The sequence below is a fragment of the Nostoc commune NIES-4072 genome, assembly GCF_003113895.1.
GTDB lineage: Bacteria > Cyanobacteriota > Cyanobacteriia > Cyanobacteriales > Nostocaceae > Nostoc > Nostoc commune.
Genome location: NZ_BDUD01000005.1, coordinates 1 through 24461, shown reverse-complemented (window position 1 = coordinate 24461; position 24461 = coordinate 1). Strand labels below are relative to the sequence as shown.

Sequence of the window (24461 nt, the reverse complement as noted above, 5' to 3'; positions counted from 1 at the left end):
TTTGTAAACATCTCTGGTCTTAGCTAACTTGGTAAACTTACGTTGTATTCCTCTAGTTCGTTACCATCTGCATTTACTAGACTAAGGAATATGCTTATACTGAAAAATTATTTAATATGGATATAAATATATGGTTCAACGTCTTGAAGAAATTTTAGGTAACTCAATTACAGAATATACTCCCAACGCAATCAAATTTCAGGGACTATCTTTAGAATCATTGGAGCAAGTTATTCAATCAGGCTACACTACACTAAATGCGAATTTTAATGCCGCTCCATCAGTTGGTTCATTTATTGAATTTGGGCAACGTTGTAAAAGATTAGAAGTGACAGCGATTTTTGATGGTGTAGCCCTCAATCATACAGATAACCCAAATTTGGTGATTGATGCAATTACAGTTAAAGGGGTGAAAGACTTAGACTTTGCAGGTGAATTTGTAAAATTTGTGTGGGGTTGCGATGAATTAGAGATTAATTCTCAACAGTTATATGCTTGGTGGGATTAACTGTTTCCTCTACTGAAATCAGGTTTGTAGTAAAGAGCTTAATGAATTGCGCTGTAACCATGCACATAGTTTTATACTTGCAGGGTCATCTGGCTTAGGTTTATATTCACCTTTTTCAAGTTCTTCACGACTTTTGCCAGTATAGTTTAACTTTAACCACCTAATCAAATCTTCAAACATAACTAATGGAAACAGTATGCTCTCAACTTCTACATCGTCCTCACTAAATACAATGGTTTCAACTCTAAATCTATAGCCAGACCATCTGATAGTAGGTAATCTATCTATTGCACTCTCTAAGTTTTGTATTACCTTATCAGAAACTATGTTAGGATTTTTTCTTCCATAGATTATCCACCAGTAAACATTGTACCTGACAAAATATTTCTCATTCGTGCTATAACACACTTCTATTTCTACCCCGTCTACATACAAGAACTGACGATTCATTACTCTAGCTTCACCTTCAGGCATTGGCTCTAATTCTTCCCAGGGTTCTACTTCAATGACATTTTTAGTGTTCCCATAATTTGGCTGATATTTATCAACAACCTTTAGAGGAATAGGATTATTTTCAAATGAAGTTATCTTTCTAATTGGCGATACCACCCTTGTCCAATTCAAGGAAGGATTATATATCTTTATTAACTTGTTTTCTAGCTTTGAAAGAAGATTTATCTGCTTACTACAATCCATCCAGCTAATACTAATAATATTTTTTCGATTAAACCTTTTTAATTGCTGAAATCTGTGATGGTCTTTCCAGCGTTCAACTAAGTTTACCGTTCTTCCAATGTAAAGAACCTGACCTTTGCTATCACATACAAAGTAAATAGCTGCCAAATTAGGTAACTGCTCTTTTTCTAATAAGTAAACTGATGGCAGGGTAGACAGGTCAATATCTTCAATTAACATCTCTCAATAATAATTGGTTTACTTGTACTAATTAGTATAAGTAAAAAATAACCCCATTTAGTGGGGTAAATGATGTCCTTCATTTTCTCAAAGGACACAAGAGATTAATTGTGGTTCGGTATAAGGCTTTCTGTATATATGCCCATCTTACAATCAGCAAGTCTTGATGTCTTGAGTGATCACTAAATCTTCAAGATTACTTCATTACAACTGCTTAATCAGAACGCTATTTACTCCCATTGGCAGCTTTTTCAAATCCTCAATCCGACAGCACCCCCGCTTCCAAAGCTGTCTTTGGTTTTTATCTACAGGATGGTAATAAGCCCAAATACTTCCATCTGGTGCTGAATATAAGGATATAATAAAAACCGTTTGTGTACCAAAGTTACTTGTACTTACCTCAATTTTTTCTTTGACAGTAAACGTCTGTCCTGAACTATTAGTTGCTGTCTCTAACTTTTTATAGGCTGGTTTTTTCACTAATTGCGGTTGCTCTGTTTCTATCTCTGATTGCTCATGTTCACCAGAAATATTTTCCAGATTTGCAGTTGATGATGATGAATTAACTGGTGCGGCTTCGAGAGTTATCGGTAAAGCTAACTGTTCATTCTCTGCTTCTATTGTTTGAGGCACAGCGTCATAACTCAGGGCAGAGCTACTGTTTAATTCTGAAACTTCAATGCTTTTACTGTGGTTATTATTTACTTCTAATTCCGGCTCAACTGGCTGATTTTCTGTTGGTACGCTAGTTGATGCTGATGAAGATTGTGCAGGATTATTATCGTCTGTGGCAGTAGATTTTTGCTTGACGACACGCAAAATGGTAGATTTATTTGGCGCAGCATCTGATGGTGATGGTGAACTATTTGTCTTGGTGGATTTACGTTTAGGCATAATAAATTATTGGAAGCAATGCACTCTGAAACGTTGATTAAATCAATAATTAAGAAGGGAATAATTACAGTTTTCGGTCGGTTTAGCTTTCAGTTAACTCAGTAGTATATTCAGCCGTGTTGGTTGATATATCTGAAGTTGAGGATTCCTCACGATCCTGTGCTTTAATGCACTCCCCTGATTGAATTACTAAGCTAGTCCCGACACGTCGCACTTGAAAATTCCAGAATTGCTTAATCGATTTGGGTGGTAAAAATCCTTGGAGCCTCAGTTTAAAATACTTGGGTGGGTCAAAATTCATCCGAATACTTCGTTCGATTTTGACTTCTACTATCCCTTTTTCTAAGTCTTCGTATACAACTAGTCCTTGTACAGAAAAGTTATCAGCTAGTAACTGCAATTCTGTCTTAACTGAGTCGGTATACTCTCTGGGGGTGCGAACATTTACTAAACTCACCGAAAGTTTTGTCAGAGAATTTTCATATCGGGTTCTGGGGTAAACAGTCCACAAGTAATCAAGTGATAAATCAAGTTGAGCGTGTTGAACTATTTTAGATGCTCTCTTTTGGAGAATGGCATTGAGTATTACACCGTCAGCAGTTATTAGTTGCCCTTCATAAATAAGCTCATGACTTGGAACATACTGACCCCATAGCCGACCAATTGCACGATATTGTAGGCAATCTGTTGGCGTTATCGGTTGATTATTTGATGATAACTGCTGCGTATCGGTAGTAATGGTCATGCTGACAATCTTGAATATATATATGAGAACACTAACCTTTGGAAAAGCGATCGCCTTTAAAGAAAACCGAAACGCGACAGAAAATCTGTCTATGAAGAAGCGCCAGCTTCCGCTACAGCAGCGCCCACGTCTGGTTTGACTTCCTTTGCTTTTTTCTCAAAAATTTGAATTCCGGCATCAAGGACTTCAAACCCGTTCTCTGTGCGTTGGCCAAGCTTGCCCGATACAGCCCCAGCCCAGTCTGCAAATTCTGAGGCGCTAGTTTCAGCCTTCCGCCAACTTTTAGCATTAACTTGAGCAGTGAAGACTATACCGTTCTGATCAGTCAACTCGATTGCAACTTTCTTGTTCTCGGCTGGTGTGGCTGTTGGTAGTTCGCCACTAAATTTTATTGTCACTTCGCTTTTGGCTTCCATACCTTACCCCTGGCTCATCATCAATTTAATTTTTTCGTTCCTGATTCTATCTTGGATTAGGTTGACCACAAGATGCGCGATCGCGCTTGGCTATCGTAGTTGTTCACTTTGAAAGTCAACGTTGAGCATTCCCCTTGAAACAGAACCAAGACTCAACATTAAGAAAACAAAATCCACAAAAAAAATTTACCCCTGTTTTGCGCTTAATCGAAAGCACTTCTAAATTAGGTTGCTCCATGTCCTGTATTCCTACCGAATTAGAGGGGATTATGGGTAAGCCATCGTGTTGATTGATACCAAATTTCCATGACTGTCAAAATACGCCGTAAACCACCCCTAGTACCCCTCTACTGTACCAAACGACAGTCGTTTGACAGTCATTGTCCAAAACCCCGATGACTGTCAAACGACTGTCGTTATGTACCCTAGAGGTGCTTTTGGGCGTATTTTCGCACCAGGCAGTAAGGCAACCCACACCAAAGTAAAGGAATATTACCAAGCCGTTAACAGTGAACCACTGACCGCAGTCATTACAAATAACCATTTAGCACCCACACCATTTGAATCAGCTAGAAATTACGTTGCCAGGATTCAGTCTGATGAACACTTTCAAGCGATTAACCACCAACTGGCTGACCGTTCCTTTATGGCAGAGCGATTGGAGAGGGCAGAGCAACGGGCAAGAGCCAGCGAGAAGGAACGAGAACGGCTAGAAGAAATTGTGCGCGAGCTGGAATTGAAAACCCAACAACTGCGCGACTTGGCCTTAGAGGATGTCGCCTGGGAGTTGGGGCTACACCACGAGGAAGGAAAATGGAAGGGTCACGGACACATCATTAATATAGATGGGCCCAAATTCTACGACTTTGCACCCGAACAGCAGAAGGGATCAGGTGGTGCGATTGACTTGGTGATGCACGTTAACAATTGCAATGTACGGCAGGCGGTCGTCTGGTTACATGAGCGATTTGGTGAAGCTGGGGCTATTGGGGCAGCGATCGCAAAAAGTCGTCAAGTGACTGCTGAAATTATCCAGTTAGAACCACGCGACAAATTCAGGCTACCAGTTGAGGATAAAAGCAAGTGGATAGAGGTTTACAACTACCTCACCCAGAAGCGGGGAATACCTGAAAACTTTGTGGAAGTTCTGCGTAAGAGGGGGCTGGTTTACGCTGATGCCCAACAAAACGCTGTGTTCGTCATGCGGAATCTTAGCGAAGAACCCCAGGCATTAGGAGCATTTCTGCGGGGGACACGGGGAGAAAACAACACTTTCAAAGGTTACGAGAAAGGGACTAAGCGGCGTGAGGGCTGGTTTTACTTTCGCTTAGGCGGACAGCCAACTTCACCTGTAGAGAAAGTGGTGCTTTTAAAATCGCCCATTGATGCCGTGTCTTTTGCCATGTTGGAATATCAGCGCTTAGGCGACGTGCCACCCAATAGAACTTTGTACATGGCGGTAGATAATCCCAAAAGCTTACCAGTAGAGCAATTGCAGAATATTCCTAATGTACAAGTGGCTTTTGACTCGGATGATGCTGGCAATGCAGCTGCACGGGCTACCAAGGAACTACTGCCACAGTCCAAGCGCCTCAAGTGCAAAGCTGACGATTGGAATCAGCAGCTACTCGATTATGGGCAGCAGTTAAGGCAACAGCAGCAGCAACAGCAACAGCAGGAGCAGGATGATGAATTGAGTCTTTAAAAGTTGGCGTTCTAGTAGTGAACTGTACAGTCCCACCTTGTAGCATAAAAGTAGTTTTTTAGTAGTTAATTTTGATTCAAGTGATTTGAAATTTACTTAAATCGTCACTTTTCGCTCAAAAAAACTTTCCGCCAAAGATGGCGTACTGTGCGTCAAAAAATGATATTATTCTTTTCTCGGAGCATAATATCACTGTGATAGTTAAAAATGCAGAATTTCTGTCATTTTCCATTGATTTGCCATTGGTGTGCCATTGAGATGCCATTCAAATGCCATAATTCTGCCAAAACTACATCCATTTCTCAACAGTCTGAGCTTGTTGAGAAATGAGTTTTTAAAATTCCATTGAAATGCCAGAAATTTGCCATTCAAATGCCATTGAAATGCCATAATTTAGCCAGTTTGATGAAATTCCTTTTTTTTGCCATAATTCTGCCATTGGGGTAAGTTTTTAGTTCGTATGCGAAGTTTTTTCAGACGAACTCTCTACCGCACACCTCAATACGATAGTGGTCAACAATCTTCTAGATAAAAAGCCGACGCAAGTAAGATGCCTCATGTATCTCATAAGAACTTGTGGCTGTTCCTTGGCTTGACTGCCAAAAAACAAACACCTCTGAGCCGTCGTCCGAAACCTCCTCGACTACACCGTGCCACAAGTATTTCAAATCGTTAGTCGCGGCGGCGGCTACCGGATCACCTACTTTGAAAGTTACCTGGGATAAGATCGCTGATGGCGTTGGTTTTTCAGCAAGATCCTTTTTTAGCTGGTGTATTTTCTTCTGGTAGTGCTTAGGTAACATATCCCAGATCAGCTTTTTAATATCTCCTGTCCTACCCTTCATCAGCCTCTCTATCTGATACCAATTGTTATATGCCGCTAATTGGCACAAGGGAACTAAAAGCGCATGAGCCAAAATTTCTGTCGGTGAAAAACCAATTTCTAGAATATCTAGTGCTACTCTAATTTCTGCTAGCTGAATATCAGATTGTTGATGGATCAGTTCAGTTAACGAATGGATAAACTTTTTTTCCCGGTTTGGGAGATTCTTGAATCTACTGCCTAATTTGCGAATTTTCACTATCTGCTCAAGGATCTCGAACCGACATTCTGAAGGAATTTCCCGGTACTCCACCTCTAGATCAAATTCCTCTTTCTTCTCCTGATTCGGGGTAATATCACTGCTTGAAATTAGTTGCCAAGTTACAGGTTTACTGCAATTGGGGCACGGTGTAGTTAAGAGGGTTTCAAAAGTTTCACTCCGAGGATTCCAGACCACTTTGCTAGTGATTCTTGCCTCCATCGGCTTGAAAACGTGATGGCAGTACCCACAATTGCGTACTCCTGGCGAATTCTTATCTACTGATTCTGGCTTGAGGCTCCAATGCCGATGTTGGTCAGGTGTACCCAGCCTATACCAATTGTCAGTCTGGTCAACTAAAATCGCATACTCCTTACCTGGAGATGGTCGCAGCGCACGCCCAAGCATTTGTAGCCACAAGCTAATTGAAGTTGTAGGTCTAGCACATTGCACCACATCAATGTCTGGGCAATCAAAGCCCTCGGTTAATATCCCACAGTTGCTTATGATCTGCGTTGAACCTGTTCTAAATCTTTCTAAAATCGCTTTGCGTTCACCCGTGGGTGTTTCCCCATCGAGATGCTCCGCAGCTATGCCGTTTTTTTGAAACTGTTCGGCTATCGCCTGACTATGAGACACGTTAACTGCAAAGACAACAGTTTTTTTCCCAAAACAATAATCTTGCCAGCATTTCACCACATCTTCAGGTTTTATCTTGGTTGCAGCCCGTTCTAATTCTTTGATTGTAAAATCTCTACCCTTTGGGGTGAACAATCCCAGTTTGGCAAAACCCCCAATCATTTTGAATTTACACAAGTGTCCCTCTGCTATCAACTGCCCAGTTGTAGCACCAACAACCAGTTTTTCAAACAAGTCCTCAAAACCATAACCATCAATTCTTTGGGGGGTTGCGGTCACTCCTAAAATTTGGGCATCTGGATACTGAGCAATCAATTGACGATAGCTGTTTGATGCCGCGTGGTGTGCTTCATCAATGATGATTAAATTAGCTTCGGGATATTTTTGACGACGTGCCAAAGTTTGAATACTGCCAACTTGAATTGGTGCATCAACATTCGGTTTATATCCAGCTTTGATGATTCCTGGAATAATTCCGGTTGCTGCTGCCAGCTTCTCGGCAGCTTGGATAATTAGTTCTTCTCGGTGGGCTACGACTAACACTCCTTGGTTTTTACGAGTAAATTCGCTAGCCAGTGCAGCAAATAAAACTGTCTTGCCTGCGCCTGTTGGCATCACAGCTAATTGCTTGTGACTACCTTTGCGCCAGTTGGCTTCAATTTTCGCTTTACAAATCTCCTGATAGTCTCGCAGCTTCATAAGCTCAACTGAGTGCTTTAATGCTCTCCTTATCTACTTTATACTTCCCAAAAAAGGGAAATTTTCAGACACAACGCATAAGCCAACCTTGAATGATGGGGCACTATTAACATCATCCTCAAGCTGAACGTTGAGATTATTGACGCATAAGGAAAATTTCTCTTAATGGCATCAAATCGAAATTGATTTTAATGGAGACAGGTATTGCTGTTAGCAGCGAATGGCACTAAGATAACGGCGAATCCATTATTTGTAAGGCTTTTGAGTGTGGGAGGTGTGGGGAGTGTGGGGAGTGTGGGGAGAATGAGGAGGAATAGAGAATGGGTGCGGCATCTATCGCTTGGGAGCAACACACTACCTCCCACACCTCCCACACCTCCCACACCCACTCCAGGCAAACCTTTCAGCTTTTTCTTAGTGCCATTCCTGTTAGCAGCCTTATATTCATGGTTTTCCATCTGAGTTAGGCATCATAAAAAATCGGTCTTCTGGATCTTGCGCCTTCACTCACCTTTGTTACCAGGATTTTTTTGAGTTTTCGTCCTGGTTCAAGTTCACAAAACTCTATTACTTCCGATTCAAAAGGCTTGCGGTAATACTTGGTGGCGAAGGGATGATGAAAAAACCATTCACGATCTGCATCCATCTGTTCATCAGCCAAATATCCCATCTCCGGGTGCATTTTTAAGACTCGTGGAGAATTAACAGGCTCATTCATTGGTGTTACCTCGCTTTAGTTGTTTAACTGTCTTGCGTTCTTCTGGTGTCAACTCTTTCCAAACAGCAGATTTAAATTCATCAGTCCACTCTTCTAACAGTTCATCAATCATCTCCCACGACTGATCTTCAATGCTCTCCCTAATCAGTTCAGCATTAGCGATAACTTCATCCGTTCCACCTGCATTGAGGAGGGTGTCACAGGTGTCACCATTCGGCTCTTGTTCCTGTTGAACATTGGTTTCTTGCTGTAACACCGCCACATCACCTTGTGGACAGACTCCTGCTAAATCATCGATCGCTTGCTCCTCTGCCACTTCCATTGTCAATAAGCTGTTTGGCATAGCAATAAGCTCATCTGGCACAGCAGTTGACACACCACCTAAATCTGCTGTAGTGCTTGGTGCCACGTTATCGCACACCACCCACACCAATTTAGAGTCATTCTCCTTATTAGCAGGTGAAACATTGGTGTGAGTGATTTGATTTTGGTCTGACGAGTCAGTGTTTAATTCAATGTTTAAGTCAATGTTTGACGAGGTGTTTAATTCCGTAGTTGATTTTTTTTCTAAATCTCCTAAACTGGTGTGGTTGGTGTGGAAGTCTTGATTTCTAAGGATTTCTTGGTGTGGCAGTTGGGGTGGATCTGCTGTGGAATTAGAGCTTATTGCTATGGGTGTGTCAGTTATTGACATTGGCACATCATTAAAACTAATTCCTTGCAGTGCCTGTAACTTCCGTTTCCCGGATGGGTGGGGGACGGTTACTAACTTGGCTTTGGGGAATAGTGTTTTAAATCTGGCTATGACTTGGTTAATCGCCTTAACTGTTTTATCACTCGGCTTGGACTGTTCCTGCCAAATCGCTTTTACCTTGCCAGTGCTGGATTCATCAAAGGACAAAGTACCGTTGTCGATGTACCAATTTTCTAGGCGTGACCACAGGTCAAATGCTGTGACGATGGCATCCGACTTGTAACCCAGCCCTGTATCTTTAGAAAATTGGAATAAGTGAGAGTTTTCGGCTTGAATATCCTCTAATGCTTGCTGAGTACAGCTATAGTCAATCCCCTCTTCTATCAATGCCTGTAGCCCAGCAATCATCTTATTTAAAAATGCTGGGGCCACACACTCACGCACAAAATCCAAATCATAAGAGAATCGAGGGTCTGCTAGTAACTCGTTTGGGTTGTTTGGGTCTGGATTTGACTTAAATGTTTTGCTAAAAACTAGGGCTGCGATGCGGTCAGTAATTGCTTGAATTGTGCCGTGCAGTGCCGGGGTTTCATTCAAGTTGAAGATACCGATCCCTTCGGGGCTAAATTCGATATGGTCTTTCCCCTTGCGCTCTGAGTGTAAGACGTTACCAGTGGCAAAGAGTTTGAGCGATTGAATTTTATCTAGTCGTGCTGTTTGTGGATTTTCAGAAGCCCAATTCACCCGACTGTTGACCAAGGGAAAGAGTGAAAATTTCCGTCCTTCATCATAAGCAGCAAAGTCAGCTAAGGAACAGCTGGTCATGCCTTGCTCACCGTAAATGATAGATACTACCTCCCGGATGGAATCTTTACCATTTGAACCCAATCCACAGGCCAGTAGTAGCTTAGATTCCCGTCCTCTACGCTTGCGGACTTCCTTTAGATCGAGACTCGCCCCCAGGTTTCTTAATAAAACTTGTTGTTGAGGGGAGTCTAAACATGACAGTAAGCGATCGCAATGTCTGGGGTCTGCTTGGGGGTCATACTTGACTAATGGCGGATATGTAAAAAAGTGTTTGTCTGGGTCGTGTTCTTCTAAAACTGGCTCTGGTTTGGGGCCTGCCCAATCAACACCTAACACGCCATTAGTACAGTTAACCCCTGGTGGGTTAAGTAATCGCGGGTCAATTTCTACTCGCAGCTTCACCCACTCCAGCAACTCTCTTACCTTGCTTGGCTTGGCGTAAGGGTGGGTAATGACAAAGTTCTTGCCAGTTTTCTTAATAACTTGATACGAATTGCAATAACTCGTAATGCGTGGACGCTCAACTGAATCAGGTGAGTGTTGGTAGTGCAAGCCATCCCAGCAATGCAGCAGGCCATCTGCACAAATCCATTTGCGATCGCCGTAAAGGGTGTTAAAACCTTTTTGCAGGAATGTGCTGTCTGGCTCTGAGTCGAAATTAGCAACGTCTACTGAGTCTACATTTTCTGATGATGATTGAGCATCTGCTGTAATTTCTTCTATCTGCTTTAACAGTAAATTCGCTAATTCATCGCCTGTCATGCCCGATTCCAAAATATCTGCTACATCTCCTTTATTTTGCAGATCCGGTTTGATTTTAAGCAAGTCGATGGCAACAAAAGCTACTCCGGCTTGGGCGCAAACCTCTTTAATTCGCTCTTGCTTCTTCCATCCAGTTTCATCATGATCCACGCAATAAGCTAGTAAAAAATCTTTACCCGTAGAATGCTTGATTTGGGTCAAGGATTTTCCGATGTCACCGTCAGAGCAGTTCCCCACCCAAGTAATGCTGGCTATAGCTTCCAATCTGGTAGCTTCTACGCACTTTTCCCCTTCATGGGCTAACAGTACCGGGATGCCATCTGTGGATTTGATAATTTCGATTGCTTCGTCTTGTTTGTAAGCAGGCCAATAACCTTCTTTCTTCCATGTAGTTTTATTGGTTGTGGGGTCAATTCTGCTGACTGAGAATGTTTTGACTCTGCCTTTGTCTAAGGCTGCACAAGGGCATTCAAATCTGTGCGATTTGCGCCCGTTGCCATAGTCGTATTCAATAACGGTAATTTGTTTTAATTCTTTCGGTGTGGCTCCATCATCCGATAGCTTGAAGGTGACGGACTTGGGAATGAAATCGGGTGTTACGGGTTGTGGTGTGCTGATTTCACTCCTCAACCTGCATATTCTTAACTCTGCTGGGTCTAGCTTTAAAACTTTGGGTAGTGCTGCTGGTTTTTTCGCCTTAACTGGGATTCGTCCCAATTGTTGCGTGTAACCAAGTTTGTTCTCTTCTACTACCTCACTCCAAGGTTTGATTGCTTCTCTGATATCAGGGCATTGGCAGTTATTAAAACACTGGTATTTACCATTACTAGGGTTGATGCCTAAGTTATGGCCACCGCAAGCTGGGCAGATGTATTTATTTTTCTCTTTGGCTGGTTCTAACTGGTCTACAAAATTGCGAATATCAAAGGAGGCGAGTGCTTGTTGTGTGGTCAACATTAGCGAATACCTCCGATTTGATTCAATTGTTGAAAATTAGCTAGTACAAAAATCGCTGTATTGTCTGTGTAGCAAGTGTCTTCGAGGAATTTAAGGCAGTTAGTTAGCGTGTGATTACTTATTTCTGACAGCAACTGTTTTGATGCTGTAATATAGATACAATGTGCCCTGACGATGTTACCGATGCAATTGTGGTAACGTTCGTTGTAAACTTGTAGTCTAAGCATATTAACTTTTATTAAATCCGGGTCTTCCCGGTATGAGTGAACAAACAACGCTGAATCCGCCAAGATAGGGCGTTGTTAGGAACTAAAAGCTCTCGGTTATAGCCGGGGGCTTTTTGCTAATGTTGTCAGGATTATAGCATTACGGTCAGAGTGCTATTTATTTTTAGTTGACTCAGGACTGTTTTCTTCCAGCCATTTATCAAGAAGACCTTTTAGCACTTCATCCATAGTTGTTTTTAACTGTATGCAGGCTATTTTGAAGCGATCACGCTTTTCTTCCTCTACTCGAAATCGTACAAAAACCTGCTTGTTTGAATCACTCATAGCAAAATATTTTTATAGCAAATTAGCAATACTTTACTATTTTCACAAAATAATTAGCATATCCAATTAAATGAACTAATAGCACTATAGTTTTTGTGGTACAGTGCTATTAAGGTAAAAACGCCACGGAATGACCAAACCTGCATTAGATGGGATAAGTGCCAGTGTGCCACCGCATCATTGCAGAGATAGTCACAACCAAAGCAGCAAGCCTATTTCAGAACTTTGTCAATTAAATATTTTGAGGATTTTTCCCATGACAGATTTGGCAGTTAATACCGAAAATGCCAACACTGGGCAAAAAGGTACACTCACGATCGTTGCTGGTTACGACCTCGGTAATTCCAGCATTAAATTTGTATCATCAGATCGCCAGATAAGATTTCCCAGTTATTTAGAGAATTGCTACTACCGTCCTACAGAGACTCCCACAGAAGGTTACGTTGAGTACCTAGAGGGTGATGCACTAACTAAACTGGACTACAAGCAATGGTTATCGGGCTATGCAGCTTACGATGCCAACCCGAAAAACCATCTTCGGGTTACTGATGATGCTACTGCAAAGGTGAGTCAATCCCTGAAACATCTACTAGCAGTGCTTTCCTACTACCCTTATAAAGCTTCGATTGAGTTAGTGATCTGTGCATCTTTACACGAAAGAGGCGATTTAGAAGATCAGTTGATTGAAGCACTCACTGGCCGCCATGTCGTCAAGTTTGGCGGTAAGATTTGCCCCACCGAGGTCAAGATCCATGTTTTGAAGGTTTACGACGAAGGGCACGCAGCGATCGCCGCCTTTGCCCAGAACTTGAACACCAGTAAGCAAAACGTAATTGTTGACATAGGGAATCGGACAGTTATTGCCACTTTGATAGGTTCCAAAGGGCATCTCGCTAACCGAAAGACTTTTGATAATGGTGTGGAAGAGTTGATCCGAATGATTTCGGTCAACCCAGACTTTAAAAATCGCTTGGTGGGCGAGATTGCAATGCCGCACCTTATCCGTCAAGGACTAGAAAGCACTGACAAGCCCTTTTGGTATGGTAAACAGTTCAGTTTTCAAGATGTCTACCAAAAAGAGTTAGCGCCTTGGGTACAAAAGTCCCTAGCGCCAGTATTCAAGTTTATCCACCCTTGGAAGATTAATGCAGATGTCTGCTTAATTACTGGGGGAGGCTCACGACTGTCATCAGTGAGTGAAGCACTTCAGGCTAAAGGGTTCGTGGTAGCAGATAACCCAGTATGGGCAAACGCGATTGGGCTTGACCAACTAGCAAAGATGATTCATTTAAGGAGTGTGAATGAACAGCAATGAAAGCATTCGGGTAGTGATTCGTAAGCCCTACCACCCATTACTAAAAAAGCTTGCACAACAAATGAACTTAGACGATTACGGGGAGGTGATTAACTTCCTACTTTTAGAATTCCAGCGAAATGGGTACAACTTTCAAACTGAACAACCGACTGATTCTAAGCTCCAACAACAAGACGAAAAAGATTTAGTTAACAATCTCGCTGCAATGTTCTAGCCATGAAAATCAACAAAACACTTGGATTCTCTGTTGCTGCTTTTGGCTTTCTAGCCCTCGGCTATTTCGGAGTGCAGTACTTCGGTAAAAACAATATGTTTACCACCGCCGCCGCCGTGGGAGGTGCAGGGGCTATCAGCTATGTACTTCAAAAGCCGAACCAGCCACAAGCGCCAAGTAATCAGCCAGAACGCCAACCCACACCAATAAAAGCTCAAAGGAAAGGGAAGAAGTCATGAGCAACCAAGACACTGTGCAAACACAACCATCGCTAACAACAACCGAAATAATGACCATCATCCTCGGTTGCGAACAGACTCTTAGGTTCGTGCAAGCATCTCCCAATTACAAACAAATCGAAGCGTCCGAACGGTTCAGTACATCAAACGACCTAAAAATGGGTGATGCAGTGCAAGCCTTGATGGAGATTCACGAAGCGATTCTAAATATCGAGTTTTATTCGCAAGTTGAGGGACAAGCTTATGCTTTCAACGACAGCCTTACAGCGTAATCACCTGTACCAATTCCGTGGTCAACAACTGCGCTACAGCCACCGTTCTAATTGTCGAGCCAATGCCCCTTTCATATTCAACGACTCTAAGGGCAAGCGCAAGGAATTAAGCCAAAACCAAGTGCAGAGGGAGGTTTTTGAACTTGTTGAATTTCGTGAAAACTGATGATGAAGCGATTGCCCCGACCGACCAAAGTAAGTGCAATCGCCTCATCCGAAAGTGCATCAAGTACACATCGTTACAAGGATTCTAACAAATGACACTTCACTACAAAAATCCCAACGATTGGGGCAAATCACCTCTGACCGACTCTGCCCTAAGAAAGCAGCAATTCAAAGCGGAAAATCCTGAACAATGGGCTGCAATGATTGAGGCGGATATTGAGGCACTCTCCACACCAATATTCGAGAGTGAAGATCACCCACCCTTCACCGGAACCGAATTCTTAGCAACTCATGAAACTATCGATGACCATCCATACTCTGCTGCATTTGGTCAATTCTTGGGTAATGGTATTGACCCTGATATTGCAAATACTTTGGCATTTGGCTCTAAGCGATTTGATTTAATTTCTGATGATTTTGATGATCCAATACGGCAATTAGCAACGAGAATTTATAGCCGATTTGAAGAGATGGGTTATTGGGATGAAGTACCAGAATCTGACGATGATATCAACTACGACTTAATACCTTATTAGGAGAATAAATGGCTAGAAATTACGGAGCAGCAAAACTCAAAAACCATATTCCCAACAGTGCCCCCGGTACTTTAGGAGCAATGGGGAGACTGTTTGATGTCTCAGAATCGGACTTCAACAAAGCCCTTCTTGGCGACCAAACGGTAATCACCAGAATTGCAGACATGGCGCGACTGTCTGACACAGCTAAGGCTAATCTGCCTAAAGCTTTGGAGGCATACCGCAAAATCATTGAAACAACTGGCGATGTAAACCAAGCCTACGCTGAATTGGTGCAACTGACCCAGAAGCACGGAACGCAAACCCTGAAAGCTATCAACACCAGTAAGACAGGAGAGCAGCGTTTCAAAAACGAGATGTCCGAAATGCAGGCAGAACACGTCAACGCTACCACTGCCGAGGCAACCCGTCACGCGCAACGCTCATCCTTGATTCAGATATCTGGGGCCACTGCGGATTTAATGGCGATCGCAAAATATGAGGCTGATTTAATCAAAGCTTCTAACAAATTGCCTGAGACACAAGACGCGGCGGATAGGGCATACGAAACCGCAGTTACTAGCGCACTGTGGACAAACGGTAGTGAAGCGAAAACCGACCGCATACCAAAGCCCAATTACTCGCGCACTGCTGGCATTAGTAGAGTAGGCGACTGGTTCAGGAATTTTATGGGCATTTAACCATAGTTAGCTAAAAGCCAGTAGTGACGGTAAACTCTGGCTTTTTCTGTTTCACCCCTGATTGAGGTAAACATGAATGAAATTGATTCCCTATTATCACAGTTCCAAAACACCAGTGAACAGTCCACACCAATGCTCTGGGGTGAAACTACTTCAGAAAAACCGACCCCAGAGAGCGAAGACGGCGAACGGTTAGAGCAGTCGATTAGAGATGTCTTCAGTAACAAACAACTGCTAAACAAAGCACTGGCTACATTCCTGGGTGTGTTTACTGCCAATGCTGGAGTCAGCCTACTAACAACTCTTGGAATAGGTGCCATTGCTTCTGGCACATTGGGCAGCATTGTACTGGGGCTATTCTTCGCCAATACCCTGACCAAGCTTCACTACTCAGGACAAATCCACATTGACAAAGATTTTTTGGTAGCGACCGCCCAAACCGCAAGTGTAGGCGCTTCGCTGTGGGTGGCGTTTGATGAATATCGGGCTGTATCAGGAGCGACCAAGACGGGTAAGACACGGTTCTATTCAGAAGTAAGACAGTACGAAGTTAAGCCCAGTCCCCAGACTGACACCCCTTGGTTAATGATCGGGTTGGCAGCATTGGGAGTGTTGTTGCTTGCAGCTATGACGAGGGGGAGAAACCAATGAAACGTAAGCAGTTTGAGGATTACTTGCGTTCGGGAACAGCCAACAATATTACTGTGGGGCTGCTGGCAACCATCGGGTTAATTTGTGGGGCAAAGTCATTCACAGGAACTCAAATTAGTTTGGTTGAATATTGCTTCATCCCCTCAACGCTCACCAAGCCGGTTAACCGTCAAAAGTACTGCACTCCCAACAAGCGTTACATAATGCCACTTGCTGAGTTTTATGCCTCTTCTTATGCACCAGCTAACCCAGAGTTTCAACGTGATAACTTCTTGCCAACCAAAGCAACTAGATTAAGAATAATAGAACCAAGTAACCCGGATAAGGCTTTGTGGGGATTAGCTTCAGTGCTATTCCTTGGTGGAGCTTATGGGTTATCCAAAGCTAGGGAATGGCGATTAGTCCAAATAATGCCCTCTGTTAGGGAAGAAATTCGTAGCAATTGGCTAATTGCCAAACTAAGATCCGGCTTGAGGCTCCACAAAGAAAGCTACACCGTGCAGTTAGATTACGAATTTCACCAATGGACGGAGAATAGACGGGTAAGAGAAGCGCAGTTGTCAAAAATGACACCGCAAGAGTTAGCTATCTTTCAAGAGCAGGTACGTTTGAGGGCGGAGGCAGAAGCACGGGTGCAACTGCAACAGGCAACGGGTCAACCAGCCGGGGCATTACCAGGGCAATCAATGCAGGATATCGCCAGGGGTGACGATAAAGTGACTGGCTCTCAACAGCAGACATTACAACAAAATACGAATGGTAGCCTTGACCCATCAGAAGCTCTTGCCCTGAATACTTTGCAAGCCTTAGCCAGAGCAGACCTCGCGTAAAAGGAGCAGCAAAAGCTTGAGATAAAAATAGAGGATATTAGTTTTGAAAAAGTATTCCAAGATGAGAAACGCAAACCAGGATAACCTTTTTAAACCTAAATCATTGAAGTGGGATTCGTTGGTTATGCTAAGTGGAATCACTCGTAGCAACCTTACTATCAATGAACAAAAAATTTTAGTACTGGAAGAATTATTCTGGAACGACATCTGTTCAGAGTACGATGCCGACAATTTATCCAAATTCCTAAATAATTCTGACCTAAACTTTTCACCAGAATTCAAAGTGTTTGAAAAGGTTTGGCGACGTGATGAACGAAATCATTACGTAGAGTCTGCTCCAGTTAGGTTAGCAGCAGTCAGGTTAAGTGCACAGGTCTGTCTTGGAACTCCTGTTTCAAAGCATCAAAATAGTTTTTTAGCCAGACAATATTTTTCCTTCGCAGATTTTGCTCCGCTTCCAACTGTTCTATCCGTGCAGCTAAAGATGCTAAATCCATTTCTGAGCTAGAGATATTCATCAAATTTATTGTCAACAGTTGTGTAATCGATACTACTGAGTTAGCACTCAGTAGTTTTTGTGCAACCCTACATATAAATATTGCCCGGAATCAAGCCCAAAGTAGCAGCCACTGCTCACTACGGTAAAACTTTGACCCCACTGGAATACAAGCTGCTATTGCTTATGACTATCGACATTCCGGTGAATTTCCTTTTGATAGCAATATTGATATCAAAGATTTGAATTCCTACCTCTGATCAACACGCGTTCTTACACCCTAACCCCGAAAGATGGATGATGGTGTTCGTTATAGTCAACTCTCTGTTCATTTACCGTCAAATCACGTACAGAGATCGTCCGTGCTTACACTTGAAAAGGATTAAATTTCTTTTCATCGCCCTCTGGAATTGTCAATCAACTGACAATAACTCCCCAACCCCACCCACAGCTGCTTCAAGCAATAGTGCGACAATAGATGTTTTCACACCACTTAGAATAATAAACACGCCTTTTACAACTAAGATGTAGATCGAATATTAAACTGACGCTGCCCAATCAGCTGCTGACTAACCAATGACACCGATCCACCCGGAAAATCTTAGTGTTCTAGAAAACTCACTCTCCTTGGCGATCGGTGAGGACTTTTCCTTAGAGAATGATCCTGATGTAATTCAGCAGCTGATTGGGGATAAGCGATCGCCCAACACCAAGCGCGAATACCAAAAAGATTTGAAAGATTTCTTCCTGTTTGTCGTTAAGAAAGAACCCAGCCGGGATTTGGTTTTGGAATTCCTTCACCTGGAACAACGTCATGCCGTCGCTGTGGTTTTGAAGTACAAGGCGCACCTGATTAAGAAAAAATTGGCTGAAGCTACGGTGAATCGTCGCCTTAGTGCTATCAAGTCAATGGTTGAGATGGGGCGACGGCTGGGAGTGTGCAATTTCTCCCTGGATGATGTCAAAGGTGAGAAGGTTGAAACCTACCGTGACACAATGGGCATTCCAGCCGAGGACTATGCTTTAGTTATAGCGTTGGTTGACCGCAGTACCCTTAAGGGCAAGCGCGATTATGCCATTATGCGGTTACTTTGGGATAATGGCTTGCGTCGGAATGAGATAGTTAATTTGAATGTGCGTGACTTTAACGCCAAGGAGAAAACGCTCTTTATTCTGGGTAAAGGTAAGGGTAGCCAGAAAGAAATTCTTGACCTATCGGACAAAACCGCCGAGGCTCTAGCCAGTTGGATAAAAGCCAGTAAGAAAAAACGTGGCGATGACCCGCTTTTTACTGTGCTGGCTTACCACAAGAATGGAGCGAGATTAACCGGGGAGGCAATCAGGCGACTGGTAGATGGGCTATGCAAGCAAGCCGGAATTACTAAGAAGATGTCACCGCATCGTGTCCGCCATAGTGCGATTACTACAGTATTGGATCTGAATAATGGGAACTACCGTGCTACCCAACGCTTCAGCAGGCACGCCCAAGTGCAGACGGTATTGAAATATGATGATAACCGCCAGCGTTTGCAAAAGCAGATGAGTGACTCAATATCAGAATTGATTTAAAAAAGACCTAAAGATGAGGTTGAAAGTATGGTGTTAACTTCAGATTAATTACCTTTTCTTGCCCTTAGATTTCTTGCCTTTATCTAGTGAATCAAATCCTTTTGTGTTGGTCTTCGGTTTTTCTTTAGAGGATTTGGAGCTAGACACAGTTTCCTGTGCTTCTCTTTCTGAGCCGGTGAACAGACTGCCTAATTGCTGAAGAAAAGAGTTGTTTGGTTCTTCTCTTAGGATTTGCTGGTTATAAGCTTTTTGAAAGGCTGCTATCCCTTCTTCGCTCGTCATGTCAAACCCGGCTTGCATCCCACTCGTAATAAAACTTTTTGCCATACCCCCTTTCGCAGGATCAAACATCCAGTCTGTGAACTTGCCTTCGATTTTGGCAAGGTAGGTTGCGATTGCCCCGGCACTACGAAAGTTATACTCCCGCTTCAAGAAGTTCCAAAAGGCGACCAGTTCTGAAATGGCATCCTCTGCTTCTGATCTGTGCATCAGCGTGAGCTTGCGCGGAAGAATATGTTCCATAACGATTTGTGCGTCTGCCTTAGTCATCTTGGGCAGGGTGAATCCTTCGTAGATGTAGGACAAGTCTTTTGAAAGTGGCAATCCATCCACCGAACTCAGGGTGTTCTTGGGCATAAGCTTCTCCTTCAGGAGACTTGGCGAATTGCTCGACTACACCATCTATGTAGTCGGCAAGAAGGGGTTCAGCTTCGTCGTAGTCGAGATTATTGAGTTGATTGATGTCAAATGGCATGGTTTTGCTCCTTGAGGTTGAGCAGATTCGCTTTGAAACTCTCTTTTACAGTCCAATCAATTGTGACATTACGGCGGATTGTCTCTATTTACTAAGTCACGATTGCAAGGGAATGGTATTCAAATATTTTCAATTTGAAATTCTTGTGGATTTTTCAAAATAAAAATATTATTTTCTTTAACTAAATCACCCGTACATCTTACAGGTAAGCGTTCTTGATAAGATTTTATTGCCAAAATATAATCATGGTCGAGCAGTTCAATTTTGATTTGGCGTAATTTCTCAAAAACTGGACAAACAATGGTAACTTCGCCACTTAATCTATCTGCGTTAGGAGTTGCAATTTGCGTGACAAAGCCTTGAATTTTTAAATGAGGATAATTTTTAATAAATTCATTTAAAATTTCGAGGTAAGAAAGATTTTCGGAATCTGCTATTGTTTCGATAAGTTCACGAACTCTCGGAAGATAATCTCCTAAATTTTTTGTGCTTGGTAGTAAGATTTCAAATTCTCCTTTTTGTGCTTCCTTGTGCCAGATTGTGGCATTATCAAGAAAAGGTCTGTCTTCGTGCCAACCGTGAGATTGTAAATACTCTCTCAGTTGTTGTAGTTCTATATTTTTGATAATTTCCGCATCTTGCACAGTAACTTTCATGGTTGTACTCCTTGACCGATACCTTGCATAATTGACTGGAGAGCAGCGACTGTAAATTGATTATTTCTTGGCATGGTGACAGTTACAGTCGATGTGTTTCGTGTTTCGGGCATGACGAAGAGCGATAACCAATAGCCACAATACCTCATACAAAGTTCTTCTTCTGATTGTTGCACCCACTCGCTTAAGTTGTCGGGAAGTAAAACTACAATTAAGATTCTAGGAACGGCAAAGTCAACCATTCGTAAATCATTGTAGTTTTTCAGTTTGAGAGAGTAGCGGATAGCGTTATCGTTGAGGACATCCCTTGATGTTGATTTTAGCTGCAATTCTAAGCGAGGCGCACGGATGCGCCCCATAAGACCTGTGGCTGCTATTCCCCAGTCTACGCTGTCGTCGTCTACGGCTGGTTTGTAGAGAGAATAACCTGCAACACTGGTGATGGCTTGGAGATATGCGTTGCTAAATTGTTCTTTCTGTTGGTTGATGTCCACTAATAATTGGGGGCCATGATAAATACGTCCAGGCTGCATTTATATAATCCCACGGCTTATTCGCATCTGCGAATAAGCGTTTGCTTAAAATTTAATTTCGCTCCGTTGTTTTTCGGTTCGGTTTTTTTCTGACCACGCGTTACTAATTAATGCTCCTTAAGTAAAGTCTCTTCTAATACGAGTTAACGCCTGTTGTAAACCTTCACTGTGAATCCAACCAACAAACCCGCCGTAAATCATTCTGTCATTGCGATCACCTAAAAAAACATGGTCAACACCAACAGGGTTTTTCCATGTTCTCACTACTGTTCCATCCCTAAGCCTCATAATTGGATGAGAACTTATAAAATCTCTATGGTGTGCGCGAGTCATACCTGGGACATTCTCTAAAATAACCATTACCTCTTTAGCGATATTTACTGTATAAGTTTTTACTGTAGCTTTGAGCCTTTCTTTGAGGTTCAGGTCAAACAATAGCAAAAAATCAATTTCTTTAAGAAGCTTTGTATGTGGTTCAGTCTGCCGTCTCTGGCTATAAATACTTATTAAGAAACTTTCCAGAATTACTTTCGCCAGTGCATTGCTAATCAAACTTGTCAGTCCCAAAATAGCAATTCCACCCAGCATACCCGCAGGCCCACCCAGAAAGGCTAAAGCTGCGATGATAGCAGCAGCACCTGTCAACCCTGTTGTTGCTATTGTGATTACCAAAATTACTCCAGGCAAACCCAATGCAGCTACTTTTTTTACAACTTCATCCATATCCTGTCACCTCAAGACAAGATTTACTCTGAAGTCTTTTTTAACACTTCTACATCTAGCATACAGGGCAGGAGCATAACTTTCTAACTTGCCAACAAGTTAGCTGGTTGACAACCCAACTTTTTAGCAAGTTGCCTGGTTGTAAACCTAACTTGCTATATTAATGACTTGCCAGTAAGCTCATAGGCAAAATGTTTGGCCTAAAATTCAATGATTATTGCACTAGCAAATCAAAAAGGAGGGGTAGCTAAAACTACCTCCACTATATCTTTAGGGGGACTACTGGCTCTTAAGGATACTGTCCTCGCTGTTGACCTTGACCCTCAAGGCAATCTCACTACAGGGCTGGGGGTGGAAGTGGCTGACGACCAGATTAGCTGCTACGACGTAATTACAGAAAAAGCAGAAGTCATCGATGGAGTAGTTTCTACTAAATTTGGACTCAGCTTACTGCCTGCTGACATCAACTTAGCTAAGGGAGAAACGGAGATACTCATGAAAGTAGGTAACTTTTACATCCTTAAAGAGCGACTAGCTCCCGTACTCAAGCAATTCCATCACATCTTAATTGACTGTCCACCTTCTTTGGGACTGTTAACGGTTAATGCCTTGGCAGCTGCGGATGCAGTTCTTATCCCAGTGCAGTGTCAATTTTTCGCTTTAAAAGGGCTGGCTGCACTGTTGGAAACAGTTGCAAGTGTTCAAAAACGTCTTAATCCCCAATTACAAATACTGGGAGTATTGCCAACAATGGCTGAAAATACGGTCATGACTCAAGATGTCTTAGCCTCCTTAAATAAGAGACTACAAAACATTCAGATATTTGAAGCCGTTCCGAAGTCAATCAAGTTCTCTGAGTCAAATCTGGCAGGCGAACCCATTCACATCTATGCTAAAGACCCCAAATTAGTGCAGCCTTACCAGTTAATCGCTAATTTAATTGCTGCAATCTAATTAAGGTGAAAAGACAGATGACAAAACGACGCGCCAGATTAAATGATGATAATGATCCGTTGTCCTCGACCGATAAAGTTCTAGCTGGGTTTGAGCAAATTAGCAAGTCAACAAGTCAGCAAGATGAAGTGTCAACCAGTCAAGAAGCTGACAAGTTAACCAATCAACCAGATAAACTACTAAAAAGTCAAGAAGCTGACAAGTTAACCAGTCAATCAGATAAATTACTAACAAGTCGAAAATCTGACAAGTCAACAAGTCATCAAGATGAAGTGTCAACTAGTCAAGAAGCTGACAAGTCAACAAGGCAGCAATCCAAGAGTGAATATACATTTGACGCTTCAACAAGTCAGCCAGATAGCACACCAATCATTCAACCAAACAGTAATTCAACAAGCGAGAAAGCTAACTTTTTAACAAGTCAACAAGTCAACGTAGAAAAAGTTTCATTGCGTAAATCTACATTTCAAATCAGTGAAGAGGTGCTGCATCAGCTAGACAAACTGCACCTTACACTCCAGTTAGAGCTAGGAAAAGCTCATGCTCCTTATAAAGAAGTGATTGTAGAAGAAGCTTTAGTACAACTTTTAGAGTCGTTTAACTCTGATCGTGCGGCTTTGATAGAGGTATTGATGTCAAGGCAGAAAAGCCGGGACAAACTTTGAAACAAGAGTGTGCGATGGCGTAACCGCCATGAGCCGGTGGCGATCGCTTCGATGGTGGCGATCGCATCTCTTGCAGTTCAGAAAGCGTTATCGTGTGGCCGTGACCTGAGAGTGAATAAGGCTAAACCCAGAGAAGACAGAGGTTCATCTGGTGGGAACCGGGGAGGATACAGTGGCGGTGTGGCGGTGGACGTAACCGCTACTAAGAGTTGAAACGAAAAATTTAACTTAGGGATAAAACTGTATCAATTGAAGTTTCTAAAATTTAAGGGCTTCAAACCCTTGCTGTATCATCCCATTCACGCACTTTTAAATCAATCTACTCACAACATATAAAAATAAAATAATACAAATGACTATTGCTACTAAAAATAAAAAATTATTATTGAAAACTTTACCTAAAACAGTAGGTTCCCTTTTCTTAATTTTCTTCTTCTTGTTTTTCTCCCCGACTATGCCTTGTCTCAACCGATTGTGGGGTTCATATCGTCTGGATATTAAATATTTTGGGATTTCCTCTCTCTCTTGACTTGCACGTTCAATATCTCTAGGAATTATAGGCAAAGAAACACTTAGTTTTTGATGATATTGATTGTAATCCTGATAATTATTATTTGGTCTTTGCGCTACATTACTACGCTCCATTAACTGAATAACTTGTTGCAAATATGCGTTATTTGTAAATTCAAACCACTCCCTATAAACATTAAATGACTTACAAGCTTGATGAATTTCTTTCTCTACTTTATAAACGTCAGTAACAAACACATAATGAATGAGTTTCAACGGGTAGGGACTTTGACGGCTATTCAGTTCTTTTAATCTTTCCTCTGGTGTCCGTGGTGCTACAGTTAGCCCTATTTTGTATCTATATGTGCCTACACTATGAATTAAATAAATGTACCCTGGTTTCATTATTGTATCTCTGTTCGTAGTTATTCTAAAGCTGCAATCGCGTCTGCAACTGTAAAATCTGGTGAATATTTTACCTTTTTGTAGTCGGGATGCTGTTTGATTTGCTTTAAAATTAATTATGATTGATTAAGTAAATCACTTAGATTAATGAAATATTTACCCATAATTAATCCTTAAAAATAATAGGTTTACCATTGAAGTC

31 protein-coding genes and 1 pseudogene are annotated in these 24461 nt (G+C 42.2%); 16 read left to right on the top strand and 16 right to left on the bottom strand.

The genetic code is table 11. The features are described from left to right. The first annotated feature begins 130 nt into the window (after positions 1-130). Positions 131-508, top strand: a complete 378-nt coding sequence (locus tag CDC33_RS36620; protein ID WP_109013447.1) for a hypothetical protein — start codon at positions 131-133, stop codon at positions 506-508. Positions 509-526: 18 nt separating this feature from the next. Here the strand turns inward: CDC33_RS36620 and CDC33_RS36615 are convergent, their stop codons facing one another. The 4 genes from CDC33_RS36615 to CDC33_RS36600 form a co-directional block, all read right to left on the bottom strand. Continuing rightward, positions 527-1423 carry a GIY-YIG nuclease family protein gene (locus CDC33_RS36615; RefSeq protein ID WP_109013446.1) on the bottom strand — a complete coding sequence of 299 codons (897 nt, stop codon included), beginning with the start codon at positions 1421-1423 and terminating at the stop codon, positions 527-529. A 204-nt stretch (positions 1424-1627) separates the two neighbouring features. Continuing rightward, positions 1628-2317 (bottom strand): hypothetical protein, encoded by a 690-nt coding sequence (locus tag CDC33_RS36610; RefSeq protein ID WP_109013445.1) that lies wholly within the window; start codon positions 2315-2317, stop codon positions 1628-1630. 82 nt (positions 2318-2399) lie between these two features. Further along, on the bottom strand, positions 2400-3062 hold the full coding sequence (patR, locus tag CDC33_RS36605) for a heterocyst master regulator PatR (protein ID WP_109013444.1): 663 nt from the start codon (positions 3060-3062) through the stop codon (positions 2400-2402). An 89-nt stretch (positions 3063-3151) separates the two neighbouring features. Continuing rightward, on the bottom strand, positions 3152-3478 hold the full coding sequence (locus CDC33_RS36600; RefSeq protein WP_109013443.1) for a hypothetical protein: 327 nt from the start codon (positions 3476-3478) through the stop codon (positions 3152-3154). Between the two features lie 370 nt (positions 3479-3848). Here CDC33_RS36600 and CDC33_RS36595 point away from each other — a divergent pair, with 370 nt between their 5' ends. Further along, on the top strand, positions 3849-5183 hold the full coding sequence (locus CDC33_RS36595; protein WP_244919582.1) for a DUF3991 and TOPRIM domain-containing protein: 1335 nt from the start codon (positions 3849-3851) through the stop codon (positions 5181-5183). Between the two features lie 201 nt (positions 5184-5384). Here CDC33_RS36595 and CDC33_RS36590 read toward each other — a convergent pair whose 3' ends face one another. From CDC33_RS36590 to CDC33_RS36565, 6 genes are all read right to left on the bottom strand, one after another. After that, on the bottom strand, positions 5385-5573 hold the full coding sequence (locus tag CDC33_RS36590) for a hypothetical protein (protein WP_109013441.1): 189 nt from the start codon (positions 5571-5573) through the stop codon (positions 5385-5387). A 134-nt stretch (positions 5574-5707) separates the two neighbouring features. Beyond that, positions 5708-7603, bottom strand: a complete 1896-nt coding sequence (locus tag CDC33_RS36585) for a DEAD/DEAH box helicase (RefSeq protein ID WP_109013440.1) — start codon at positions 7601-7603, stop codon at positions 5708-5710. Positions 7604-7791: 188 nt separating this feature from the next. Continuing rightward, positions 7792-8061: a hypothetical protein gene (locus tag CDC33_RS36580; RefSeq protein WP_109013439.1), complete on the bottom strand. Its 270-nt coding sequence runs from the start codon at positions 8059-8061 to the stop codon at positions 7792-7794. Between the two features lie 5 nt (positions 8062-8066). Then, positions 8067-8321, bottom strand: a complete 255-nt coding sequence (locus CDC33_RS36575) for a hypothetical protein (protein WP_109013438.1) — start codon at positions 8319-8321, stop codon at positions 8067-8069. Continuing rightward, on the bottom strand, positions 8314-11541 hold the full coding sequence (locus CDC33_RS36570) for a hypothetical protein (RefSeq protein WP_109013437.1): 3228 nt from the start codon (positions 11539-11541) through the stop codon (positions 8314-8316). Before CDC33_RS36570 ends, CDC33_RS36575 begins: the two co-directional genes overlap by 8 nt. Positions 11542-11921: 380 nt before the next feature. Then, positions 11922-12092: a plasmid partition protein ParG gene (locus tag CDC33_RS36565; protein ID WP_084227340.1), complete on the bottom strand. Its 171-nt coding sequence runs from the start codon at positions 12090-12092 to the stop codon at positions 11922-11924. A gap of 130 nt (positions 12093-12222) precedes the next feature. Here CDC33_RS36565 and CDC33_RS36560 point away from each other — a divergent pair, with 130 nt between their 5' ends. The 11 genes from CDC33_RS36560 (at position 12223) to CDC33_RS36515 (ending at position 19059) form a co-directional block, all read left to right on the top strand. Further along, positions 12223-13407 carry a ParM/StbA family protein gene (locus CDC33_RS36560; RefSeq protein WP_244919581.1) on the top strand — a complete coding sequence of 395 codons (1185 nt, stop codon included), beginning with the start codon at positions 12223-12225 and terminating at the stop codon, positions 13405-13407. Further along, complete coding sequence (locus CDC33_RS36555) at positions 13394-13621, top strand: hypothetical protein (RefSeq protein WP_104902370.1); 228 nt, start codon at positions 13394-13396, stop codon at positions 13619-13621. Before CDC33_RS36560 ends, CDC33_RS36555 begins: the two co-directional genes overlap by 14 nt. A gap of 2 nt (positions 13622-13623) precedes the next feature. Continuing rightward, positions 13624-13860, top strand: coding sequence for a hypothetical protein (locus CDC33_RS36550; protein WP_109013436.1), 237 nt, complete (start codon positions 13624-13626; stop codon positions 13858-13860). Continuing rightward, positions 13857-14132 (top strand): hypothetical protein, encoded by a 276-nt coding sequence (locus tag CDC33_RS36545; protein ID WP_109013435.1) that lies wholly within the window; start codon positions 13857-13859, stop codon positions 14130-14132. Before CDC33_RS36550 ends, CDC33_RS36545 begins: the two co-directional genes overlap by 4 nt. Beyond that, positions 14104-14298, top strand: a complete 195-nt coding sequence (locus tag CDC33_RS38105) for a hypothetical protein (RefSeq protein WP_146195935.1) — start codon at positions 14104-14106, stop codon at positions 14296-14298. The genes CDC33_RS36545 and CDC33_RS38105 overlap by 29 nt, the downstream gene beginning before the upstream one ends. A gap of 91 nt (positions 14299-14389) precedes the next feature. After that, positions 14390-14833 (top strand): hypothetical protein, encoded by a 444-nt coding sequence (locus CDC33_RS36540; protein ID WP_109013434.1) that lies wholly within the window; start codon positions 14390-14392, stop codon positions 14831-14833. Positions 14834-14841: 8 nt separating this feature from the next. Next, positions 14842-15513 carry a hypothetical protein gene (locus CDC33_RS36535; RefSeq protein WP_109013433.1) on the top strand — a complete coding sequence of 224 codons (672 nt, stop codon included), beginning with the start codon at positions 14842-14844 and terminating at the stop codon, positions 15511-15513. A 72-nt stretch (positions 15514-15585) separates the two neighbouring features. Further along, positions 15586-16164 (top strand): hypothetical protein, encoded by a 579-nt coding sequence (locus CDC33_RS36530; RefSeq protein WP_109013432.1) that lies wholly within the window; start codon positions 15586-15588, stop codon positions 16162-16164. Further along, positions 16161-16994 (top strand): hypothetical protein, encoded by an 834-nt coding sequence (locus CDC33_RS36525; protein ID WP_244919580.1) that lies wholly within the window; start codon positions 16161-16163, stop codon positions 16992-16994. The genes CDC33_RS36530 and CDC33_RS36525 overlap by 4 nt, the downstream gene beginning before the upstream one ends. Positions 16995-17055: 61 nt before the next feature. Beyond that, positions 17056-17502, top strand: a complete 447-nt coding sequence (locus CDC33_RS36520) for a hypothetical protein (RefSeq protein WP_109013431.1) — start codon at positions 17056-17058, stop codon at positions 17500-17502. A 564-nt stretch (positions 17503-18066) separates the two neighbouring features. Then, complete coding sequence (locus tag CDC33_RS36515) at positions 18067-19059, top strand: tyrosine-type recombinase/integrase (RefSeq protein WP_109013430.1); 993 nt, start codon at positions 18067-18069, stop codon at positions 19057-19059. A gap of 48 nt (positions 19060-19107) precedes the next feature. Here CDC33_RS36515 and CDC33_RS36510 read toward each other — a convergent pair whose 3' ends face one another. The 5 genes from CDC33_RS36510 to CDC33_RS36490 all read right to left on the bottom strand — a co-directional run bounded on the left by CDC33_RS36510 (position 19108) and on the right by CDC33_RS36490 (position 21725). Beyond that, a complete protein-coding gene (locus CDC33_RS36510; RefSeq protein ID WP_109013429.1) occupies positions 19108-19608 on the bottom strand; it encodes a hypothetical protein in 501 nt (166 codons plus the stop codon). Continuing rightward, positions 19601-19813 carry a hypothetical protein gene (locus CDC33_RS36505; RefSeq protein WP_104902347.1) on the bottom strand — a complete coding sequence of 71 codons (213 nt, stop codon included), beginning with the start codon at positions 19811-19813 and terminating at the stop codon, positions 19601-19603. The genes CDC33_RS36510 and CDC33_RS36505 overlap by 8 nt, the downstream gene beginning before the upstream one ends. A gap of 119 nt (positions 19814-19932) precedes the next feature. Then, positions 19933-20469 carry a hypothetical protein gene (locus tag CDC33_RS36500; protein WP_109013428.1) on the bottom strand — a complete coding sequence of 179 codons (537 nt, stop codon included), beginning with the start codon at positions 20467-20469 and terminating at the stop codon, positions 19933-19935. Beyond that, positions 20466-21002 carry a DUF4365 domain-containing protein gene (locus CDC33_RS36495; protein WP_244919579.1) on the bottom strand — a complete coding sequence of 179 codons (537 nt, stop codon included), beginning with the start codon at positions 21000-21002 and terminating at the stop codon, positions 20466-20468. The genes CDC33_RS36500 and CDC33_RS36495 overlap by 4 nt, the downstream gene beginning before the upstream one ends. Positions 21003-21119: 117 nt before the next feature. Then, the gene (locus tag CDC33_RS36490) at positions 21120-21725 is read right to left on the bottom strand and encodes a hypothetical protein (RefSeq protein WP_109013427.1); all 606 of its coding nucleotides are present in this window, start codon (positions 21723-21725) and stop codon (positions 21120-21122) included. Positions 21726-21935: 210 nt separating this feature from the next. On the opposite strand from CDC33_RS36490, the gene CDC33_RS36485 reads away from it, so the two are divergent. From CDC33_RS36485 to CDC33_RS41035, 3 genes and pseudogenes are all read left to right on the top strand, one after another. Then, positions 21936-22679 carry a ParA family protein gene (locus CDC33_RS36485; protein ID WP_109013426.1) on the top strand — a complete coding sequence of 248 codons (744 nt, stop codon included), beginning with the start codon at positions 21936-21938 and terminating at the stop codon, positions 22677-22679. Between the two features lie 17 nt (positions 22680-22696). Continuing rightward, a complete protein-coding gene (locus CDC33_RS36480) occupies positions 22697-23344 on the top strand; it encodes a hypothetical protein (RefSeq protein ID WP_244919578.1) in 648 nt (215 codons plus the stop codon). Positions 23345-23434: 90 nt separating this feature from the next. Continuing rightward, a pseudogene (locus CDC33_RS41035) lies at positions 23435-23550 on the top strand (RNA-binding protein); the annotation flags it as partial. A gap of 103 nt (positions 23551-23653) precedes the next feature. Here the strand turns inward: CDC33_RS41035 and CDC33_RS36470 are convergent. Then, positions 23654-24259 carry a GIY-YIG nuclease family protein gene (locus CDC33_RS36470; protein WP_109013424.1) on the bottom strand — a complete coding sequence of 202 codons (606 nt, stop codon included), beginning with the start codon at positions 24257-24259 and terminating at the stop codon, positions 23654-23656. Positions 24260-24461 lie beyond the last annotated feature (202 nt).

What these genes read in the sequence shown, in the direction of transcription:
- CDC33_RS36620 (WP_109013447.1), top strand. Translation starts at nt 131, where the DNA reads ATGGTTCAACGTCTTGAAGAAATTTTAGGTAACTCAATTACAGAATAT.
- CDC33_RS36615 (WP_109013446.1), bottom strand. Translation starts at nt 1,423, where the DNA reads ATGTTAATTGAAGATATTGACCTGTCTACCCTGCCATCAGTTTACTTA.
- CDC33_RS36610 (WP_109013445.1), bottom strand. Translation starts at nt 2,317, where the DNA reads ATGCCTAAACGTAAATCCACCAAGACAAATAGTTCACCATCACCATCA.
- patR (WP_109013444.1), bottom strand. Translation starts at nt 3,062, where the DNA reads ATGACCATTACTACCGATACGCAGCAGTTATCATCAAATAATCAACCG.
- CDC33_RS36600 (WP_109013443.1), bottom strand. Translation starts at nt 3,478, where the DNA reads ATGGAAGCCAAAAGCGAAGTGACAATAAAATTTAGTGGCGAACTACCA.
- CDC33_RS36590 (WP_109013441.1), bottom strand. Translation starts at nt 5,573, where the DNA reads ATGGCATTTCAATGGCATTTGAATGGCAAATTTCTGGCATTTCAATGG.
- CDC33_RS36585 (WP_109013440.1), bottom strand. Translation starts at nt 7,603, where the DNA reads ATGAAGCTGCGAGACTATCAGGAGATTTGTAAAGCGAAAATTGAAGCC.
- CDC33_RS36580 (WP_109013439.1), bottom strand. Translation starts at nt 8,061, where the DNA reads ATGGAAAACCATGAATATAAGGCTGCTAACAGGAATGGCACTAAGAAA.
- CDC33_RS36575 (WP_109013438.1), bottom strand. Translation starts at nt 8,321, where the DNA reads ATGAATGAGCCTGTTAATTCTCCACGAGTCTTAAAAATGCACCCGGAG.
- CDC33_RS36570 (WP_109013437.1), bottom strand. Translation starts at nt 11,541, where the DNA reads ATGTTGACCACACAACAAGCACTCGCCTCCTTTGATATTCGCAATTTT.
- CDC33_RS36565 (WP_084227340.1), bottom strand. Translation starts at nt 12,092, where the DNA reads ATGAGTGATTCAAACAAGCAGGTTTTTGTACGATTTCGAGTAGAGGAA.
- CDC33_RS36560 (WP_244919581.1), top strand. Translation starts at nt 12,223, where the DNA reads ATGACCAAACCTGCATTAGATGGGATAAGTGCCAGTGTGCCACCGCAT.
- CDC33_RS36555 (WP_104902370.1), top strand. Translation starts at nt 13,394, where the DNA reads ATGAACAGCAATGAAAGCATTCGGGTAGTGATTCGTAAGCCCTACCAC.
- CDC33_RS36550 (WP_109013436.1), top strand. Translation starts at nt 13,624, where the DNA reads ATGAAAATCAACAAAACACTTGGATTCTCTGTTGCTGCTTTTGGCTTT.
- CDC33_RS36545 (WP_109013435.1), top strand. Translation starts at nt 13,857, where the DNA reads ATGAGCAACCAAGACACTGTGCAAACACAACCATCGCTAACAACAACC.
- CDC33_RS38105 (WP_146195935.1), top strand. Translation starts at nt 14,104, where the DNA reads ATGCTTTCAACGACAGCCTTACAGCGTAATCACCTGTACCAATTCCGT.
- CDC33_RS36540 (WP_109013434.1), top strand. Translation starts at nt 14,390, where the DNA reads ATGACACTTCACTACAAAAATCCCAACGATTGGGGCAAATCACCTCTG.
- CDC33_RS36535 (WP_109013433.1), top strand. Translation starts at nt 14,842, where the DNA reads ATGGCTAGAAATTACGGAGCAGCAAAACTCAAAAACCATATTCCCAAC.
- CDC33_RS36530 (WP_109013432.1), top strand. Translation starts at nt 15,586, where the DNA reads ATGAATGAAATTGATTCCCTATTATCACAGTTCCAAAACACCAGTGAA.
- CDC33_RS36525 (WP_244919580.1), top strand. Translation starts at nt 16,161, where the DNA reads ATGAAACGTAAGCAGTTTGAGGATTACTTGCGTTCGGGAACAGCCAAC.
- CDC33_RS36520 (WP_109013431.1), top strand. Translation starts at nt 17,056, where the DNA reads ATGAGAAACGCAAACCAGGATAACCTTTTTAAACCTAAATCATTGAAG.
- CDC33_RS36515 (WP_109013430.1), top strand. Translation starts at nt 18,067, where the DNA reads ATGACACCGATCCACCCGGAAAATCTTAGTGTTCTAGAAAACTCACTC.
- CDC33_RS36510 (WP_109013429.1), bottom strand. Translation starts at nt 19,608, where the DNA reads ATGACTAAGGCAGACGCACAAATCGTTATGGAACATATTCTTCCGCGC.
- CDC33_RS36505 (WP_104902347.1), bottom strand. Translation starts at nt 19,813, where the DNA reads ATGCCATTTGACATCAATCAACTCAATAATCTCGACTACGACGAAGCT.
- CDC33_RS36500 (WP_109013428.1), bottom strand. Translation starts at nt 20,469, where the DNA reads ATGAAAGTTACTGTGCAAGATGCGGAAATTATCAAAAATATAGAACTA.
- CDC33_RS36495 (WP_244919579.1), bottom strand. Translation starts at nt 21,002, where the DNA reads ATGCAGCCTGGACGTATTTATCATGGCCCCCAATTATTAGTGGACATC.
- CDC33_RS36490 (WP_109013427.1), bottom strand. Translation starts at nt 21,725, where the DNA reads ATGGATGAAGTTGTAAAAAAAGTAGCTGCATTGGGTTTGCCTGGAGTA.
- CDC33_RS36485 (WP_109013426.1), top strand. Translation starts at nt 21,936, where the DNA reads ATGATTATTGCACTAGCAAATCAAAAAGGAGGGGTAGCTAAAACTACC.
- CDC33_RS36480 (WP_244919578.1), top strand. Translation starts at nt 22,697, where the DNA reads ATGACAAAACGACGCGCCAGATTAAATGATGATAATGATCCGTTGTCC.
- CDC33_RS36470 (WP_109013424.1), bottom strand. Translation starts at nt 24,259, where the DNA reads ATGAAACCAGGGTACATTTATTTAATTCATAGTGTAGGCACATATAGA.